This is a genomic window from Nocardioides sp. Z24_21 (assembly GCF_058134345.1).
In genome coordinates this window covers 112,526-130,092 of sequence record NZ_JBYTTH010000007.1, presented here as the reverse complement: position 1 = coordinate 130,092, position 17,567 = coordinate 112,526, and the positions used below count along the sequence as shown (strand labels likewise).

The window sequence follows — 17,567 nt, the reverse complement described above, 5'->3', positions numbered from 1 at the left end:
CATGGGGAGAGTGGGGTGCTCGCCCTCCTCGGATCAGGGCTTGGGGCGTGTCGTGGGTTGTGGGTGGGGGTCGGTGGGGTAGGGGTCCCCGCGGGAGGGGGGACTCCGACACTTGGAGGCCGTTGCAACCCCCTCCAGGTGTCGGACTACCCCTCCAGGTCGGCGCTCAGCGGGCCGTACGGCTCGCCAGCGCCCGCTTGATGCGGCGGGCGAGCACGACCGGGCGCTCGAGGTCGCCCCAGGTGATGCGGAGGCAGATCCACCCCGTCGCCAGGCAGATCTGCTCCTCGCGCCGCTTCTCGCGCATCAGGTAGTCGGCCAACGACTCGCCGGGGCGCCGGTGCCGTTCGTACTTGATGCGGCCGTCGAACTCGAGGAAGACGCCGAGCCCGCGCCAGGCGAAGTCGACGACCCCCAGCAGGTTGCCGTCATCGTCGACGACCTCGACTTGGGGCTCAGGGCGGGGGACGCGGTGCTCGAAGAAGAAGTGCCAGACGCGGGCTTCCGCGACGTTGGTCAGGCGCGAGTCGGCACGCCCCAGGACGAGCCGGGTCGCCAGACTGCCGGGCCAGTGCCGGGCGGTGGTGGCGACGTCCTGCAGCTCCTCGAGCGTCGCGAGTCCGAGGTGCAGCACGCCGCACGCGGCGACGAGCCCCGCCTCGGCGCCGTACAGCGTCACCACTTCGATGGCCCCTCGTGCCGGGTGGGTCACTGGTACGTCGTCGCGCAGCGTCCACCACCGCTGCCCGAGCACGGCGCGGTGGTGGACGACGCCGGCCTCCCTGCGACCGGGGCGCCCGTCGGTGCGCGTCAGGTGGGTCTCGTCGAGCCCGACGTCCCACAGCGGCACCTCGTGCTCGGCGAGCGCGCTCTGGTGGGTGAGCACCGCGCTGTCGTGGGACGTGCGCAGCACGGCGCGGGAGCGGGCACGCATCATGCCCACCGCGTCGAGGTCCTTCACCAGCTCGGTAGGAACGTACGCGCCGTAGCGGAGCTTGGTGAGCGCGCCCGCGGCCACCTGGTGGCGGATGTCGCGGTCGGTGAGGCCGTCCGCGACGAGGTCACGGCGCAGGAGGACGTCGTCAGGCGCGATCTGAAAGGTCATGCCTGACGTGGTGCCCGGTCAGCCCACGACGACAAACCGGGGCGGCGCGATCTGTGGATGCCGGCGGACCTGGGGGGGGGTTCCGACATTTGGGGGGGGTTGAACCGTCTTCTGGGTGTTGGGTTCCCCGCTGGGGGGGGGACTCCGACACAACCCGGAGGAGAGGGGGAGGGTCAGTAGGCCTGGAGGGCGGCGGTGCGGCGGGAGGCCTCGGCCATCTCGGCGGCCTTGAGCGAGGCCTCGTCGAGGCGGCCGTGCTCCTCCCACCACTGCTGCCCGGCGTCGGGGAGGGTGTGGATCGGGTCGTAGTACTCGAAGTGGCGCGACAGGGCCTCGGCGTCGTCGGCCTCGATGGACGTGCGGTAGTTCTTCGTCCAGTAGGAGATGCCGCGCTCGGTGTCGTAGTCGGCGTTCTGGTGCACCCAGCGCTTGCCGACGAACGGCACGTCGCACACGATGCGCGGCGTCGCGAAGCCCGGCAGGTAGCCCATGATGTGGTGCTGGAGGCGCTGCGCGTCGGCGAGCGAGACCCGCCAGTGCTCCGAGAACGGGATCATGTCGCACATGTAGAAGTAGTAGGGCATGACCTGGGCGCCGTCGAGCAGGCGGAAGCACAGGTCGAGCAGGGTGTGCGGGTCGGCGTTGACGCCGTGGAGCAGGACACCCTGGTTGCGGACGTCGCGCAGGCCGGCGTCGAGCATCGCTCGCGACGCCTCGGCGACGATCGGGGTGACTGAGTTGGCGTGGTTGGCGTGGGTGTGCATCGCGAGCGAGACGCCGCGCGAGCGGGCGACCGCGGCGACGCGGGCCACGCCCTCGACCACGTCGGGCTGCAGCCAGTGCTGCGGCAGGCCGATGAGGGCCTTGGTGGCGAGCCGGATGTCGCGGATGTTGTCGACCTCGAGCACCGACATGAGGAACGACTCGAGGCGGGGCCACGGCATGTTGGCCACGTCGCCGCCGGAGACGACGACGTCGCGCACCGACGGCGTCCGGCGCAGGTAGTCGATCATGTCACCGAGGCGGTCGTTGGGCTTGCCGGCGAACTTGAGCTTGTCGATGACCGGGGTCGAGTTGCCGACCAGGTCCATGCGGGTGCAGTGGCCGCAGTACTGCGGGCAGGTCGGCAGCAGCTCGGCGAGCACCTTGGTGGGGTAGCGGTGGGTGAGCCCCTCGGTGGCCCACATGTCGTGCTCGTGGAGGGAGTCGCGCGCGGCGTGCGGGTGCGACGGCCAGTCGGTGCGACGGTCGCTGAAGACCGGGATCATGTAGTGGCGGATCGGGTCGGCGTAGAACGCCTCGGTCAGCGACCCGGCGCCGGCGGGCTCGATGCCCGGCACCATGGTGTTCATCATCTGCGGCGGCACCAGCATCGACATGGTCGCCCGCTCGGCCTGGTCGCGCTCGAGGTCGGCGTAGAACCGCTCGTCGAGCAGGTCGCCCATCAGCTCGCGCAGCTGCTTGACGTTCTTGATGCAGTGGGCGCGCTGCCACTGCACCGAGGCCCACTCGGCGGCGGTGACGTCGGACCAGCCGGGGAACCGCGTCCAGTCGGGCTCGACGAGCTCCACGCGCCGGTAGGGGTAGGGCTGGCCGGCATCGCGGCCGGTGGCGAGGTCGGTCCCGGGTGCGGGGGCGGTCTCGATGCTCATCTGGTCTCCTTGCGGTGGCCCCGGGCCGGGCGGGAGCGGGGTCAGGTCGGGCGGCGCGCCGGTTGTGTGCGCGTCGACACGTCTGGGAGAGTACGTGGAGAACGTGCGGCCAGTCCAATGCCACGCCGCAAGATTTGCGGTTCATCACGAACGTAGAAGGATGCCCTGCATGAACACCTCCTCGGACGTCCAGACAGACGTCCGCACCAGCGACCCGACCGGCCTGCACCGCGTGCTCGACGAGCAGACGGTGCTGCCGCAGGCGGCCGAGCGGCTCGACACCCGCGCCGCGCTGTGGCCCGACGAGGTGCGCGTGCGCGTCGAGCGGCTCAACCTCGACGCTGCGTCGTTCCGCCAGCTCGAGCGGACGCACACCCGAGACGGCGTCACCGACGGCGACGCCGTGCGCGCGGAGGTGCTCGACATCGTCGCCACCCGCGGCAAGATGCAGAACCCGGAGACCGGCTCCGGCGGCATGCTCGTCGGCACCGTCGAGGAGGTCGGCCCCGAGTCGCCGCTCGGCCTGTCGGTGGGCGACCGCATCGCCACGCTGGTCAGCCTCACCCTGACGCCGCTCGTCATCGAGGACGGCCTCGGCGGCTGGGACGGGCGCAGCGAGCAGGTGCCGTGCGACGGCTACGCCGTGCTCTTCGGGCGCTCCATCGCCGCCGTCATCCCCGACGACCTCGACCCCGCCCTCTCGCTCAGCGTGATGGACGTCTGCGGCGCCCCGGCGCTCACCGCCCGCGTCGTGGAGGAGTACGTCGCCCGCGGGCAGGCACCGACCGTGGCCGTCATCGGCGGCGCCGGCAAGTCCGGCTCGCTCAGCCTGGCCGCCGCCCGCGCGGCCGGCGCGCGCCGCACCGTCGGCATCGTGCCCCACCAGGGCGAGCACGACCTGCTCACCGGCGCCGGCCTGGCCGACGCGGTGGCACTCGCCGACGCGCGCGACCCGATCGCCCTGCGCGACGCCGTGGTGGCGGCCGGCGGCCCGGCTGACGTCACGGTCGTCTGCGTCGACGTGCCCGGCTGCGAGGGCGGTGCGATCCTGGCGACCGCGGAGGGCGGCACGGTGATCTTCTTCTCCATGGCCACCAGCTTCAGCGCGGCGGCCCTGGGCGCCGAGGGCCTGGCGGCCGACGTGCGGATGCTCGTCGGCAACGGCTACGTCCCCGGCCACGCCGCGCTCGCCATGGACCTGCTGCGCGGCGACACCGGCGTGCGCGCCCTGTTCGAGCGGAGGCTCTGATGACGTCCACGACCAGCCGGCTCGGCCTCGACCGCGCCGACGTACGCCGCGCGCGCACCCTCGCGCGCCAGGTCGGCAAGCCCATCGTCGACCTCGCCCAGCGCCACACCACGGTCAGCGTCGAGCGGGCCACGCTGCGGCTCGCCGGGCTCGGCGGGGCCGACCCCGACGGCACCCCGTGGGTCAACCGGCTCGCCGACGCCGTCCGCGCCGATGTCGGCCTCGAGCACGGCGTCAGCGCGCCCGTCTGGGACGCGCTGCTGCGCGGCGAGGGAGACGACCTGCTCGCCCTCGCCCAGAAGGCCGCCGCCGGGTCGGTGAGCTTCCGGGTCCCGGAGGGCACGGATGCGCGGCTGGCGCGGGCCGCGGCGCGCAAGGCGGTCGGCGCCGGCATCACGCGGGTCGACCGGCAGCGGGTGGCGCGCGAGCGGATGATCGCCCGGGTCGGCGACGCCCCCAGCAAGCCGTGGATCTACCTCATCGTCGCGACGGGCGACATCCACGAGGACATCCCGCAGGCCCAGGCCGCCGCCCGCGAGGGCGCCGACGTGATCGCGGTGATCCGCTCCACCGGGCAGTCGCTGCTCGACTTCGTGCCCGAGGGCGCGACGCGTGAGGGGTTCGCGGGCACCTACGCCACCCAGGAGAACTTCCGCCTGATGCGGGCCGCGCTCGACGAGACGTCGAAGGAGCTCGGCCGCTACGTCCGGCTCACCAACTACGCCTCCGGTCTGTGCATGCCCGAGATCGCGGCGCTCGCCGGCCTCGAGCGGCTCGACATGATGCTCAACGACTCGATGTACGGGATCCTCTTCCGCGACATCAACCCGATCCGCACCTTCGTCGACCAGCGCTTCAGCCGGCAGGTCCACGCCCGGGCGGGCATCATCATCAACACCGGCGAGGACAACTACCTCACGACGGCCGACGCGGTCGAGGCCGCGCACACCGTGACGACCAGCCAGCTGCTCAACGAGTACTTCGCCAAGGAGGCGGGCCTCGAGGACTGGCAGCTCGGCCTGGGCCACGCCTTCGAGATCGACCCGGCCGTGCCCGACTCCTTCCGCCTCGAGCTGGCCCACGCCATGCTCGCGCGCGAGCTGTTCCCCGACGCGCCGCTGAAGTGGATGCCGCCGACGCGTCACATGACCGGCGACATCTTCAAGGGCTACCTGCTCGACGGCTTCTTCAACCTCGTGGGCGCGCTCACCGGCCAGGGGATCCTGCTCGTGGGCATGATGACCGAGGCGGTCGTCACCCCATGGATCTCCGACCGCGACCTGGCCCTGCAGAACGTCCGCTATGTCATGAACGCGGCCGGCAACCTGCACGAGGACTTCCGGCCGGCGCCCGACGGCTTCATCGCCGGGCGGGCGCGCGAGGTGCTCGGAGAGGCCATCGGCCTGCTCGAGGAGATCAAGGCCGACCGGAGCGTCCCCGGGCAGCCGCCGCTGCTCTCTGCCATCGCCGACGGCACGTTCGGCCTGATGAAGCGCCCGGCCGACAAGGGGAAGGGCCTCGAGGGAGTGGCCCGCAAGGCCGGCGACTACTACAACCCGGCCACCGAGATCCTCGAAGGAGCAGACCGATGAGCCTGATCCGGCCCTACGGCGACACCACCGGCGACGGCATGGTGCAGCTGTCGTTCACGCTGCCGATCGAGCACTCCAAGGTCGCCGAGGGCGCAGCGGTCCAGCTCGCCAACAAGATGGGCATGGACCCGGCGCTGGTCGTCCACTCCAAGGCCGTGGGGGAGGGCTTCACGTTCTTCGTCGTCTACGGCCGGGTCAACCACCTCGTCGACCCCAGCATGGTGGAGGTCGTCGAGCGCGACTACCCGCTGCTGACCCCCAAGGAGGCCAACGCCGCGATCAAGCGCTCGCTGCGCCGCCGCCTCGTGGTCGTCGGCGGCTGCATCGGCACTGACGCCCACACCGTCGGGATCGACGCGATCCTCAACATCAAGGGGTTCGCGGGGGAGAAGGGCCTGGAGTACTACCGCGAGCTCAAGGTCGTCAACCTCGGCGCCCAGGTCTCCGTCCCGCAGCTCGTCGAGGCCGCGCGCGAGGAGAAGGCAGACGCCGTGCTGGTCTCGCAGGTCGTGACCCAGCGCGACGCCCACCTGCTCAACACCCGCGAGATGTCGGCGGCGTTCCGCGAGGCCTACCCGGCCGCGCAGCGGCCGCTGCTGGTCGTCGGCGGGCCCCGCTTCGACGAGAAGATGGCCGGTGAGCTCGGCGTGGACCGCGTGTTCAGCCGGGGCACCACGCCCGGCGAGGTCGCGTCGTTCATCGTCCACCGGCTCGCCGGACCCCGCCCGAGCAGCCAGCAGGACGAGAAGGAGAAGGCCTCATGAGCGAGCCCGCCGGTAGCCGGGTCGGCACGGTGGTCACCCACCGCCGCTACGTCCCCTACTCCCACGCCCACTACGCCGGCAACCTCGTCGACGGGGCCTACAGCCTCGGCCTGTTCGGCGACGTGGCCACGGAGATGTGCATCGTCCTCGACGGCGACGAGGGGCTGTTCGCCTCCTACTCCGACGTCCAGTTCCGGGCCCCGGTGCGAGCCGGCGACGTGGTCGAGGTCACCGCGACGCTGGTGCGCGAGGGCACCCGCAGCCGGGTGATGGACTTCACCGTGCAGGTCGTCGGTCGGGGGGCGCCGAGCGCCGTGGCACCGGGCCGGGCGGAGGTGCTCGACCCGCCGGTCGTTGCCACGACCGCCACGGGCACCGTCGTCGTCCCCCCAGCCGCCGGGACGTAGGCACACGAGTCGGCGTGTCACGCGCCGACACGCCGACGACTTTGAGATTTGTCCCGCGAGTTTGTGCGGGAGCACCCTCCCGTGACCTGCGCGAACGCACGTTCGCGCAGGTCAGACCCGTGTTGACACCCTCCCGCACGCGAGGGAGGGTTTCGGGGTCCGCCTGTGCAGCTCGCGGGTGGCGCCTTCGGCAGAAGGGAGACGAACGTGGGGTACGTGACGCCAGCGATGCCCGTCGTCCGTCGACTCGTCGAGGGTGTCCCGCGAGGGCCGGATGCGGGAGGGGTCCCGCGGCCGTAGACAACTTCGCGCGCGCGTCAGCCAGACGGGTGCGCGTTGGTCCGAAGCCCCGGGGCCCCTCCCGCACCGCTGCAGGCGATCAGCCGTCGGCTACGGTCTCAGCGTGCCGCTCCGCGTCCTCATCGCCTTCGCCGGCGGCCTCGTCCTGGCAGCCGCGTTCGAGCCGATCGGCCATGCCTGGCTGATGCCTCCCGCGATCGCGGTGCTGGTGCTGTGCGTACGCGGCCTCCCGCCCCGCCGCGCCTGGCTGCCCAGCCTCGCGTTCGGGGTGGCATTCATCTTCGCGGTCATGGTGTGGATGCGATCGGTCGGCACCGACGCGTGGATCGCGATGTGCGCCATGGAGTCGGCGTTCTTCGTGCCCCTCGGCGTGGGTCTCGCGTGGAGCATGCGGGTGCGCGCGTGGCCGGTGCTCACCGCCCTGTGGTGGGTGGGGATCGAGACGCTGCGCAGCGGCTTCCCCTTCAGCGGCATGCCCTTCGGCCGGCTCGTGTTCGCGACCGCCGACACGCCCTGGGCCGACGCGCTGCCGTGGATCGGGATGACCGGCGTCAGCCTCCTCGTCGCCCTCACCGGCACCACGCTGGCGTGGGTGGTCCTGCAGCTGCGCTCACCGTCGCGCTCGACGTACGTCGCGGTGGCCGCCCTGGTCGTCGTCACCCTGGCCCCCGCGCTCGTGCCCTACCCGCTCGAGCGCACCGGCAGCGCCACGGTGGCCGCCGTGCAGGGCGACGTCCCGGGGACCGGTCTCAACGTCCCGGCGGTGCACCGGCAGGTCACGGCCGACCACGCGCGGCTCACCCGCGAGCTCGCCGACGCGGTCGCGGCGGGGGAGCAGCCGCGGCCCGACTTCGTGGTGTGGCCGGAGAACTCCACGGCCGTCGACCCGTTCCGCGACACCGAGGTGCACGGGGAGATCGTCGCCGCCTCCGACGCCATCGACGTCCCGATCCTCGTGGGCGGCACCAACAGCAACCCGCTCGACGACACCCAGGTGCTCAACCAGGGCATCGTCTTCCAGCCCGGACTCGGCAGCGGCGACCGCTACACCAAGCGGCACCCGGTGCCCTACGGCGAGTACATCCCCTTCCGGGGCAGCAGCTGGATGCCCTCGAGCTACGGCCGGCTCACCGAGGTGGCTCGCGACATGGTGCGCGGCACCAGCCTGGATCCGCTGCGGGCGGGCGACATCCGCGTCGCCGACGCGATCTGCTTCGACGTCGCCTACGACGAGGGCATCGCCGGCCAGGTCGCGCGCGGGGCCGAGCTGGTGACCGTCCAGACCAGCAACGCGATGTTCAGCCGCACCGGCCAGCTCGCCCAGCAGTTCGAGATCAGCCGGCTGCGCGCGCAGGAGACCGGCCGCTGGGTCGTCGTGGCGGCGATCAACGGCATCTCCGGGGTCGTGCGTCCCGACGGCTCCGTGGTCGCCTCGGTGCCCGCACGCGGCCAGGAGGTCCTGGTGGAGGAGGTCGGCCTCAGCACGACGATCACCCCCGCGGTCCGCCTCGGCGTCTGGCCCGCCCGACTCGCGCTCGCGTTCCTCGTCCTCCACACGGTCGTGGTCCTCATCGCCTATCGTCGTCGCCGGCAGCGTGACCGCGTCGCCGATCCTCGCCCGGACTCCCCGGCGAGCCCCTGAGCCCTGGAGTGAGGTGCGCACGCGTGAGCGTCGACGGACTCGGCCGCTGCGTGATGGTCGTGCCGACCTACAACGAGTCGGAGAACCTCGCGTGGGTCGTCGGCAGGCTCCGGGCCGCCCAGCCCGGGGTCGACGTGATGGTGGTCGACGACAACAGCCCGGACGGCACCGGCGAGCTCGCCGACCGGCTGGCCGCCGCCGACCCCGCCATCAGCGTGGTGCACCGCACCGAGAAGGCGGGGCTGGGGGCCGCCTACCTGCACGGCTTCGACGTCGCGCTCCGGGCGGGCTACGACGTCGTCGGCGAGATGGACGCCGACGGGTCCCACCAGCCCGAGCAGCTCGAGCGGCTCCTCGACGCGCTGCGCAGCGCCGACCTGGTGATCGGGTCGCGCTACGTGCCCGGCGGCTCGGTGGTGAACTGGCCCCTGCGGCGCCTCCTGCTGTCGCGGGGCGGCAACCTCTACGTCCGGCTGCTGCTCGGGATGCGGGTCAAGGACGCCACCGCCGGCTACCGCGTCTTCCGCCGCACCACCCTCGAGGCGATCGACCTTGCCTCGGTGAGGTCTACTGGATACGTGTTCCAGACCGATCTCGCCCACCGCACCGTGGCGCGTGGCCTCCGGGTCACCGAGGTGCCGATCGACTTCGTCGAGCGTGAGCGCGGGGATTCCAAGATGAGCGGCCAGGTGGCCGGTGAGTCGCTGCGGATGATCACCCGATGGGGACTGTCGCAGCGGTGGTCGCAGCTGCGGGGCCGGTCATGACCCAGCCCTTCCCGGTGTCCCCGCGGCCCCGGCGCCCGCGCCGGTGGCTGCGGCTGCTCCTGGTCGCCGCGTTCGTCGTCGTGCCGCTGGTCGAGATCTGGGTCATCCTGGAGGTCGGCCAGCTCGTCGGACCGTGGTGGACCATCGCGCTGCTCATCCTCGACAGCATGCTCGGCGCGTGGCTGATCCGGCGCGAGGGCGCCCGGGCGTGGGCCGCGCTCCGCGAAGCGCTCTACAGCGGCCGGATGCCCGCGCGGGAGATCGCCGACGGTGCGCTGATCCTCATCGGCGGCACCCTGATGCTCAGCCCGGGATTCGTCCTCGACATCGCGGGCATCATCTTGATCCTGCCCTTCACCCGCCCGGTGGCGCGCCGGCTGCTCACCAAGGTGGTCGAGCGTCGCCTCGTGGTCGCACCGGGCTTCGGCTTCGCGCCCGGCCCGTTCGGGCCCGGGAACGACGGTCGCCCCGGACCGGGGCCCGAAGGCCCGGTGGTCCGGGGCGACGTCGTCGAGTGACGCGTCAGCTGCTCAGCTGACCCGCTTCTTCTTGTTGGCGCGGTGCAGGTGCGCGGGGCCGATCTCGCCGCCGCGCAGCAGCTCGAGGCGCTCCTTGAGGATGTCCTCGAGCTCCTTCTCCGAGCGCCGCTCCAGGAGCATGTCCCAGTGCGTGCGCGCGGGCTTCTCCACCTTCTCCTCGGGGAGGATCCCCGCCGTGCTCAGCCCCTCCGCGCCGCAGCGCGGGCACTCCCACATGGCCGGGATGTCGGCCTCGACCGACATCGTCACCTCGAAGTCGTGACCCTGCTTGCACCGGTAACCGACCTGCTGGCGAGCGGCGAACTCGATGCCGCGCTCGTCCTCGAAACTCTGGCCGCCGAGCCGTGCGCCACGTAGTGTGCGCTCCGCCACCGTGCCCACCTCCATTGGGTTGCTGACACCCGTTGTGTTGTGTTCGGGTTTCTCCGGTGCAACGAGCCAGGACCGTGATGGTGACGTCGCTTGTGACGACGCGGCTCGCCTGCACCGAACTCCTACGATCTTCAACGGTAGCGGGGTCGCTCCAATTCCGCGGATTTCCCGCGGCACCCGCCACGCTCAGGCGTGACGGAATGCACCCCCAGGGGTGGATCCGCTCCGGGCCCCGGCGATCGGTCCCGGACGAGGCTCAGATGACCGCCGGCATGTCGTTGCCGGCGTCGCGGATTCCCTTGGCGGTGTCGACGCGCATCAGCAGGAGCCCACCCACGACGAAGAAGATGATCAGCGCGAAGATCGCCGGACGGTAGGAGTCGGTGAAGGTGTAGACGAGGCCGAAGACGAGCGTGCCGAACCACGAGGTGCCGCGCTCCATCGCGTGGTAGAAGCTGAAGAACTCCGCCTCCTTGCCGCGCGGGATCAGCAGCGAGAAGTAGGAGCGGGCCAGCGCCTGCGTGCCGCCCAGGACCAGCCCGATCGCGGCGCCGAGCACGAGCAGCGGGACGAGCGACTTCTCGGGGATGACCAGGCCGGCGGTGACGATGCCCATCCAGATGACCAGGCCGCCGAGGATGGTGTTCTTCGCGCCGCGGCGCGCGGCGATGCGGCCGAAGAGCAGCGCCCCGCCCACCGCGACGAACTGGACCAGCAGGTAGACGCCGAGCATGGTGCCCTGCGGGAAGCCGAGCTCCTCCACGCCGTAGACGGAGGCCTGGCTGATCACGGTCTGGATGCCGTCGTTGAAGAACAGGTAGGCGAGCAGGAACGTCAGCGCGACTGGGTAGTTGCGCAGCTCCTTGAGGGTGATCCAGAGCTGGCCGAAGCTGCGCTGCAGGACGCCTCCCTCGACGGGCTCGACATCGACCGGCGGGTGGTTCTGCAGCCCGCGGTAGGGGATGAAGGTGAACGCCGCCCACCACACGGCGGCCGAGAGCAGGGAGATCCGCACCGCCATGCCCTCGGTGAGGCCGAAGGTGTCGTGCATGCTCACCAGCACGAAGTTGACCGCCAGCAGGAGACCGCCGCCGGCGTAGCCGTAGGCCCAGCCGCGCGAGGACACCCGGTCGCGGTCGGACTCCGTGGAGATGATCGGCAGGATCGAGTCGTTGACCACCGCCGACGCGGCGAAGCACAGGTTGGCCAGGATGAACGTGATCGCGCCGAGCTGCCAGTTGTCGCCGGTCATGAAGAACAGGAGCGCGGCGAAGAACGCGCCGGCCCACGCGAAGCCCGCGAGGAGGTCCTTCTTGCGCGAGGTGCGGTCGGCGACGGCGCCGAGCAGGGGCAGCACGAGCGCGGAGATGAGCGTGGAGAACGTGATGACGTAGGCCGGCAGCGCGCCGGGGGCGATCGACAGCCCGAGCACCGAGACCCGGTCGTCGACCGCGGCCTCCTTCGCGACAGCGATCAGGTAGGGCCCGAAGAGGACGCCGGACACCGTCGTGGCGAAGGCGCTGTTGGCCCAGTCGTAGAAGTACCAGGCCCGCTGCTCCTTGGCCTGCGCCAACGGCGTCAGGTCCGCGATGCCGCCTACCTTGCTCATTCCTCATCCTCCACGTGGCCGTTCCACTGTCCGCGGGCGCGGAGCACGTCCCTGAGTATGTCCGTGCGATCGGTCATGATGCCGTCAACACCACGGTCGAGGAGGGCGTTCATCTCGATCGGGTCGTCGATCGTCCACACGTGCACCTGCAGGCCGGCGGCGTGCGCGCGTCGTACGAGCCCGCGCGAGACGACCAGCACGCGGCCGCGGTGGTGCGGCACCTGCAGCGCGACGGGCCGTCCGCGCGTGAGCCACCGGGCGAGGCGGGCGCTGGGGGAGAGCACGAACGCGACCACCTCGAGGGGGTGCGCCGACGTCGCCACCCGCCCCCGGGTGCGGCGGCGGAACCGCTCGAGCCGGCGGCGGGAGAACGAGCCGACCAGCACCCGGTCCCAGGCCGCACGCTCCTCGACGAACCGGGCCAGCGCCTCCACGGCCCCGTCGGCCTTGAGGTCGATGTTGAACCGCGTGGCGGGGAACGCGTCGAACAGCTCGGCGAGGGTCGGCACCGGCTCGCTGCCGCCGACGGCCGCGCGCTGCACCTCGGCGTAGGTCGAGTCGGCGATGCTGCCCGTGCGGTCGGTCACCCGGTCGAGGACCGTGTCGTGGAAGGCCAGGAGCACGCCGTCGCTGGTGACGTGGACGTCGGTCTCCAGGTAGGTGTAGCCGAGCTCGACCGCGTGGGCGAAGGCGGTGAGCGTGTTCTCCAGGCCCTCGACCTCCGGGTGGTAGGCACCACCGCGGTGGGCGAACGCGAGGGGTCGGGGCGCGTCGAGGTAGGCAGGGACGCGTGGATGAGGGGATGGCACGCGAGAAGTATGCGGTCAGCGGTACCGTCGAGGGATGGAGAGCATCACGTGTCCCCAGTGCGGTGTCGAGATGGTGGAGCGGACCCACGGCGAGGCCAAGGTCAGCGTGTGCCCCGAGGGGCACGGGGTGTTCCTCGCCCGGGCCGACCTCGGCCTGCTGGTCGAGGCGGAGAACGACTGGCACCGCAACACCGGCCAGCACACCGCGCCGCTCCCGCGCATCACCGCCGACATGACCGCCCCGCCCACCACCGGCCGGGTGTCGCGGGCCTGGGTGGAGACCCTGTTCGGCTGACGCCGAGGGGCGGACCTCCGCGGCTCAGATGTCGCGGAAGGTCTCGATGTTGGCGCCCAGCTCGTTGAGCCGCTCGGCGAGGTCCTCGTAACCACGGTGGATGACGTAGGTCGAGCGCAGCACGCTGCGGCCCTTGGAGGCGAGCATCGCGATGAGCAGCACGACGGCGGGGCGCAGGGCGGGCGGGCAGACGATCTCCGCTCCGGAGAAGTGCGTCGGGCCGTCGACGAGCACGCGGTGCGGGTCGAGCAGCTTGACCTGCGCGCCGAGCTTGTTGAGCTCGGTGAGGTAGATCGCCCGGTTCTCGTAGACCCAGTCGTGCAGCAGCGTCTGCCCCTCGGCGACCGCGGCGATGACCGCGAAGAAGGGCAGGTTGTCGATGTTGAGCCCGGGGAACGGCATCGGGTGGATCTTGTCGAGCGGCGCCCGCAGCTCGGACGGGTGCGTGGTGATGTCGACCAGGCGGGTCTCGCCGTTGAGCGCCACGTACTCCGCCGAGCGGTCGTAGCGGAAGCCCATCTCCTCCAGGATCGCCAGCTCGAGCTCGAGGAACTCGATCGGCGCCCGGCGGATGGTGATCTCGGACTTGGTGACGATCGCGGCGGCGAGCAGCGACATCGCCTCGATGGGGTCCTCCGACGGCGCGTAGTCGACGTCCACGTCGATCGACGCGCGGCCGGTGATGCGCAGGGTGGTGGTGCCGACGCCCTCGACCTCGACGCCGAGCTTGCGCAGGTAGAAGCAGAGGTCCTGGACCATGTAGTTGGACGAGGCGTTGCGGATCACGGTCGTGCCGGGGTGGAGCGCGGCGGCCATCAGCGCGTTCTCGGTGACGGAGTCGCCGCGCTCGGTGAGCACGATCGGTCGCTCCGGCTCGATCGCACGGTTGACGCTGGCGTGGTAGGCGCCGTCGGTCGCCTTGACGTCGAGGCCGAACGGCCGCAGGGCGGCCATGTGCGGCTCGACCGTGCGCTCGCCCAGGTTGCACCCGCCGGCGTAGGGCAGCTCGAACTCGTCGGTGCGGTGGAGCAGCGGGCCGAGGAACATGATCACCGAGCGGGTCCGGCGGGCGGCTCCCTCGTCGATCGCGGCGAGGTTGAGCTCGGCCGGCGGGATGATCTCGAGGTCGTTGTCGGTGTTGAGCCACCGCGTGGCGACGCCGAGCGAGTTGAGCACCTCGAGGAGACGGTTGACCTCCTCGATCCGGGCGACCTTGCGCAGCGTCGTACGGCCGCGGTTGAGCAGTGAGGCGCACAGCAGCGCGACGCCGGCGTTCTTGGAGGTCTTGACGTCGATCGATCCGGAGAGCGTGGTCGGGCCCTCGACGCGCAGGTGGGTCGGCCCGGCGCCGAGGGCGACGATCTCGGAGTCGAGGGCCGCACCGATGCGGGCGAGCATCTCGAGGGACAGGTTCTGGTGGCCCTTCTCGATGCGGTTGATCGCGCTCTGGCTCGTGCCGAGCAGCTCGGCCAGCTGGTGCTGGGTGAGCCCACGGTGCTTGCGCGCGTCGCGGATGAGGTTGCCGATCCGGCCCTTGTAGTCAGCCATGTCCAACACGGTATCTCAGATATGAGATAGCGCCACTCGGCGCGCGCCGGCCCCCCTCCCAAGGGCGGGGAAGGCGCTTCGGCCGCGTGGCAGGATCGGCGCCATGCGTGCCACGACGATCCATGCGCCCGGTGACATCCGCTTCGAGGAGGTGCCCGATCCGCGCATCGAGGAGCCCACTGACGCGGTGGTGAAGGTGGTCGCGGGCTGCATCTGCGGCTCGGACCTCTGGCCCTACCGCGGCGAGAACAAGATCCAGGCCGGCTCGACGATCGGTCACGAGTGCCTCGGCATCGTCGAGGAGGTCGGCTCGGAGGTGTCGAGGACCAAGGTCGGCGACTTCGTCATCGTGCCGTTCTGCCACTGCGACAACACGTGCGCCCACTGCCGCGCGGGCGTGCAGTCGGCGTGCGTCAACCTCGGGGGCACCTCGAGCGGGCAGGGGGAGTACGCCCGGGTGACCCAGGCCGACGGCAGCCTGGTGGCCACCGACGCGATGCCCGACGACGACCTGATCCCGTCCCTGCTCGCGCTCACCGACGTGATGGCCACCGGCTGGCACGCGGCGGTCGCGGCCGGCGTGCAGCCCGGCCACACGGTGGTGGTCGTCGGTGACGGCGCGGTGGGGCTCAGCGGGGTGCTGGCCGCCGCGCAGATGGGTGCCGAGCGGGTCGTCGCGATGTCGCGCCACGCGCCGCGCCAGGAGATCGCCCGGGCCTTCGGCGCCACCCACGTCGTCGCCGAGCGCGGCAAGGAGGGCGAGGCCCGCATCGCCGACCTCACCGACGGCATCGGCGCCGACGCCGTCCTGGAGTGCGTGGGCACCGACGCCGCGATGAAGACCGCGTTCACGGTCGCCCGGCCGGGCTCCACCGTGGGCTTCGTGGGCGTGCCGCACGGCGTGGAGCTGCCGGTGCGCCGGATGTTCCAGAAGAACGTCGGCCTCGCCGGCGGGATGGCGCCCGTGCGTCGCTACCTGCCCGACCTGCTCGAGCGGGTGCTCTCGGGCGCGATCGACCCCGGGCGGGTGTTCGACCTGACGCTGCCCATGGCCGAGGTCGCCGACGGCTACCGCGCCATGGACGAGCGCCGCGCGATCAAGGTGCTGCTGCGCCCATGAGCCGGTCGGACTGCCGGCTGCTGCTGGGGCCGCTGCTGCGCTACGTCGACGAGACCTCGGCCTCGGTCTGGGTCGAGACCGACGCCCCCGGCACGGTCAGCGTCGTCCGCGGCGCCGCCACCGCGAGCGCGCCGACGTTCCTGGTCCACGGCCACCACTACGCCCTGGTCGAGCTCGACGGGCTCGAGCCGGGCACGACCGAGGCCTACACCGTGGCCGTCGACGGCGAGCAGGCGTGGCCCCCGGCCGGGTCGCCGTTCCCCGACCCGGTGATCGCCACCCTCGAGGCGGGCCGCCCCCTCCACCTCGCGTTTGGCTCGTGCCGCACGTCGGTGGCGCACGACGCGAAGGGCAACCGCTCGCACGGCGTGGACGCGCTGCGCGCCTGGGCGCTGCGCGTGGGGGGCCAGGTCGAGCCGGCCGACCCCGACGACCCCGACCTCACCCCGGACCGGCTGCCCGACCTGGTGCTGTTCCTGGGCGACCAGGTCTACGCCGACGACACCACCGACGCGATGCGGGAGTTCATCGAGTCGCGCCGCGACATCGACGAGCCGCCGTGGACCGAGCTGCAGGACTACGAGGAGTACGCCCACCTCTACCGGCTCGCGTGGTCCGACCCGGCCAACCGCTGGCTGTTGTCGACCGTGCCGAGCGCGATGATCTTCGACGACCACGACATCCGCGACGACTGGAACACCTCGCTGGAGTGGCGCCGCGAGATGGAGGCCACGTCGTGGTGGCACGGCCGGATCGTGGCCGGCCTCGGGTCCTACTGGGTCCACCAGCACCTCGGCAACCTCGCGCCCGCCGACCGCGAGGTCGACGAGGTGTACGGCCTCGTGCGGGCGCACCGCGGCCAGGACGAGCAGGACCTCGGCCCGCTCCTCGACGCCTTCGCGGCCCGGGTCGACCAGCAGCCCGAGACCTACCGCTGGAGCTTCGCCCGCGAGTACGACACCCAGGCCCGCCTCGTCGTCGTCGACTCGCGGGCCGCCCGCCGGCTCGACCCGGACCACCGCGCGATGCTCGACCCCTCCGAGGCTGCCTGGCTCGACGAGCAGCTGCGCGGAGACGTCGACCACCTGCTCATCGGCACGTCGCTGCCCTTCCTGCTGGCCCGCGGGCTCCACCACCTCGAGGCGTTCAGCGAGGCGCTCGCCCGCGGGGCATGGGGCGAGCGGGCCGGCCGGCTCGGGGAGAAGGCGCGTCAGCTGGTCGACCTCGAGCACTGGGGAGCGTTCCAGACGAGCTTCCAGGAGGTCGCCCGGCAGGTGATGGAGGTCGCGGCCGGCAAGCGGGGCAGGGCGCCGTCCACGGTGACGTTCCTCTCCGGCGACGTGCACCACAGCTATGTCAGCCAGGCACGTCCGGTCCACGGCGGGCCCGAGCTGGGGTCGACGATCCTGCAGGCCGTCTGCTCGCCGATGCGCAACCCGCTCGCGCGCGGCCTGAGGCTCGCGACGGCCGTGCTGTCCTACGGCGTGGCCGGGCCGGCAGGTCGGCTGGCAGCGAGGTCGGCGCGGGTCCCCGACACCCCCTTCACGTGGACCTACGCCGAGGGGCCGTGGTTCGACAACAACCTGGCGTTCCTCGACCTGGCCGGGCCGAGCCTGCGCATGTGGTGGGTCACCGGTGAGGTCGTCGGCGACCACGAGCGTCCGCGGCTGGCCAAGGTGGAGTCCTACGCGCTCGACGAGGACGGCAACCCGCCACCGCTGGAGGGCGTGGCGTCGAGGGTGCGCCGCCGGATCGCGCGGCGCGCGAACGGCGACCTGGTCCGTGAGCGGTGAGGGC

The 17,567-nt window shown here is 71.9% G+C and carries 16 protein-coding genes; 10 read left to right on the top strand and 6 right to left on the bottom strand.

Annotated features, from left to right (window positions below; genetic code table 11):
- Positions 1 to 166: 166 nt before the first annotated feature.
- Positions 167 to 1,105 carry a hypothetical protein gene (locus AC3X7Z_RS19325; RefSeq protein WP_489976928.1) on the bottom strand — a complete coding sequence of 313 codons (939 nt, stop codon included), beginning with the start codon at positions 1,103 to 1,105 and terminating at the stop codon, positions 167 to 169.
- Between the two features lie 173 nt (positions 1,106 to 1,278).
- Positions 1,279 to 2,757: a KamA family radical SAM protein gene (locus AC3X7Z_RS19320; protein WP_186342172.1), complete on the bottom strand. Its 1,479-nt coding sequence runs from the start codon at positions 2,755 to 2,757 to the stop codon at positions 1,279 to 1,281.
- A 169-nt stretch (positions 2,758 to 2,926) separates the two neighbouring features.
- Between AC3X7Z_RS19320 and kdd the strand changes: the two genes are divergently transcribed.
- The 7 genes from kdd to AC3X7Z_RS19285 all read left to right on the top strand — a co-directional run bounded on the left by kdd (position 2,927) and on the right by AC3X7Z_RS19285 (position 9,996).
- Complete coding sequence (gene kdd, locus AC3X7Z_RS19315; protein WP_489976927.1) at positions 2,927 to 4,006, top strand: L-erythro-3,5-diaminohexanoate dehydrogenase; 1,080 nt, start codon at positions 2,927 to 2,929, stop codon at positions 4,004 to 4,006.
- A complete protein-coding gene (kamD, locus tag AC3X7Z_RS19310; protein ID WP_489976926.1) occupies positions 4,006 to 5,598 on the top strand; it encodes a lysine 5,6-aminomutase subunit alpha in 1,593 nt (530 codons plus the stop codon). The genes kdd and kamD overlap by 1 nt, the downstream gene beginning before the upstream one ends.
- Positions 5,595 to 6,362 carry a lysine 5,6-aminomutase subunit beta gene (gene kamE / locus AC3X7Z_RS19305; RefSeq protein ID WP_489976925.1) on the top strand — a complete coding sequence of 256 codons (768 nt, stop codon included), beginning with the start codon at positions 5,595 to 5,597 and terminating at the stop codon, positions 6,360 to 6,362. The genes kamD and kamE overlap by 4 nt, the downstream gene beginning before the upstream one ends.
- Positions 6,359 to 6,769, top strand: coding sequence for a 3-aminobutyryl-CoA ammonia lyase (gene kal / locus AC3X7Z_RS19300; RefSeq protein WP_186342176.1), 411 nt, complete (start codon positions 6,359 to 6,361; stop codon positions 6,767 to 6,769). The genes kamE and kal overlap by 4 nt, the downstream gene beginning before the upstream one ends.
- 403 nt (positions 6,770 to 7,172) lie before the next feature.
- The gene (gene lnt, locus AC3X7Z_RS19295) at positions 7,173 to 8,711 is read left to right on the top strand and encodes an apolipoprotein N-acyltransferase (RefSeq protein ID WP_489976924.1); all 1,539 of its coding nucleotides are present in this window, start codon (positions 7,173 to 7,175) and stop codon (positions 8,709 to 8,711) included.
- A 23-nt stretch (positions 8,712 to 8,734) separates the two neighbouring features.
- The gene (locus tag AC3X7Z_RS19290; RefSeq protein ID WP_241005408.1) at positions 8,735 to 9,478 is read left to right on the top strand and encodes a polyprenol monophosphomannose synthase; all 744 of its coding nucleotides are present in this window, start codon (positions 8,735 to 8,737) and stop codon (positions 9,476 to 9,478) included.
- A complete protein-coding gene (locus AC3X7Z_RS19285; RefSeq protein WP_186342178.1) occupies positions 9,475 to 9,996 on the top strand; it encodes an FxsA family protein in 522 nt (173 codons plus the stop codon). Before AC3X7Z_RS19290 ends, AC3X7Z_RS19285 begins: the two co-directional genes overlap by 4 nt.
- Before the next feature lie 12 nt (positions 9,997 to 10,008).
- Here the strand turns inward: AC3X7Z_RS19285 and AC3X7Z_RS19280 are convergent, their stop codons facing one another.
- The 3 genes from AC3X7Z_RS19280 to AC3X7Z_RS19270 all read right to left on the bottom strand — a co-directional run bounded on the left by AC3X7Z_RS19280 (position 10,009) and on the right by AC3X7Z_RS19270 (position 12,807).
- Positions 10,009 to 10,389 carry an RNA polymerase-binding protein RbpA gene (locus AC3X7Z_RS19280; RefSeq protein WP_489976923.1) on the bottom strand — a complete coding sequence of 127 codons (381 nt, stop codon included), beginning with the start codon at positions 10,387 to 10,389 and terminating at the stop codon, positions 10,009 to 10,011.
- A gap of 256 nt (positions 10,390 to 10,645) precedes the next feature.
- Positions 10,646 to 11,998: an MFS transporter gene (locus tag AC3X7Z_RS19275; protein ID WP_489976922.1), complete on the bottom strand. Its 1,353-nt coding sequence runs from the start codon at positions 11,996 to 11,998 to the stop codon at positions 10,646 to 10,648.
- The gene (locus AC3X7Z_RS19270; RefSeq protein ID WP_489976921.1) at positions 11,995 to 12,807 is read right to left on the bottom strand and encodes a glycerophosphodiester phosphodiesterase family protein; all 813 of its coding nucleotides are present in this window, start codon (positions 12,805 to 12,807) and stop codon (positions 11,995 to 11,997) included. The genes AC3X7Z_RS19275 and AC3X7Z_RS19270 overlap by 4 nt, the downstream gene beginning before the upstream one ends.
- Positions 12,808 to 12,841: 34 nt before the next feature.
- On the opposite strand from AC3X7Z_RS19270, the gene AC3X7Z_RS19265 reads away from it, so the two are divergent.
- Positions 12,842 to 13,102, top strand: coding sequence for a TFIIB-type zinc ribbon-containing protein (locus tag AC3X7Z_RS19265; protein ID WP_186342182.1), 261 nt, complete (start codon positions 12,842 to 12,844; stop codon positions 13,100 to 13,102).
- A 24-nt stretch (positions 13,103 to 13,126) separates the two neighbouring features.
- On the opposite strand, the gene AC3X7Z_RS19260 is transcribed toward AC3X7Z_RS19265, so the two are convergent.
- Positions 13,127 to 14,650 carry a helix-turn-helix domain-containing protein gene (locus AC3X7Z_RS19260; protein WP_186342183.1) on the bottom strand — a complete coding sequence of 508 codons (1,524 nt, stop codon included), beginning with the start codon at positions 14,648 to 14,650 and terminating at the stop codon, positions 13,127 to 13,129.
- 103 nt (positions 14,651 to 14,753) lie between these two features.
- On the opposite strand from AC3X7Z_RS19260, the gene AC3X7Z_RS19255 reads away from it, so the two are divergent.
- Positions 14,754 to 15,770, top strand: a complete 1,017-nt coding sequence (locus tag AC3X7Z_RS19255; RefSeq protein ID WP_489976920.1) for a zinc-dependent alcohol dehydrogenase family protein — start codon at positions 14,754 to 14,756, stop codon at positions 15,768 to 15,770.
- Entirely contained in the window at positions 15,767 to 17,563 is a 1,797-nt protein-coding gene (locus AC3X7Z_RS19250) for an alkaline phosphatase D family protein (protein WP_489976919.1), read from the top strand. Before AC3X7Z_RS19255 ends, AC3X7Z_RS19250 begins: the two co-directional genes overlap by 4 nt.
- Positions 17,564 to 17,567 lie beyond the last annotated feature (4 nt).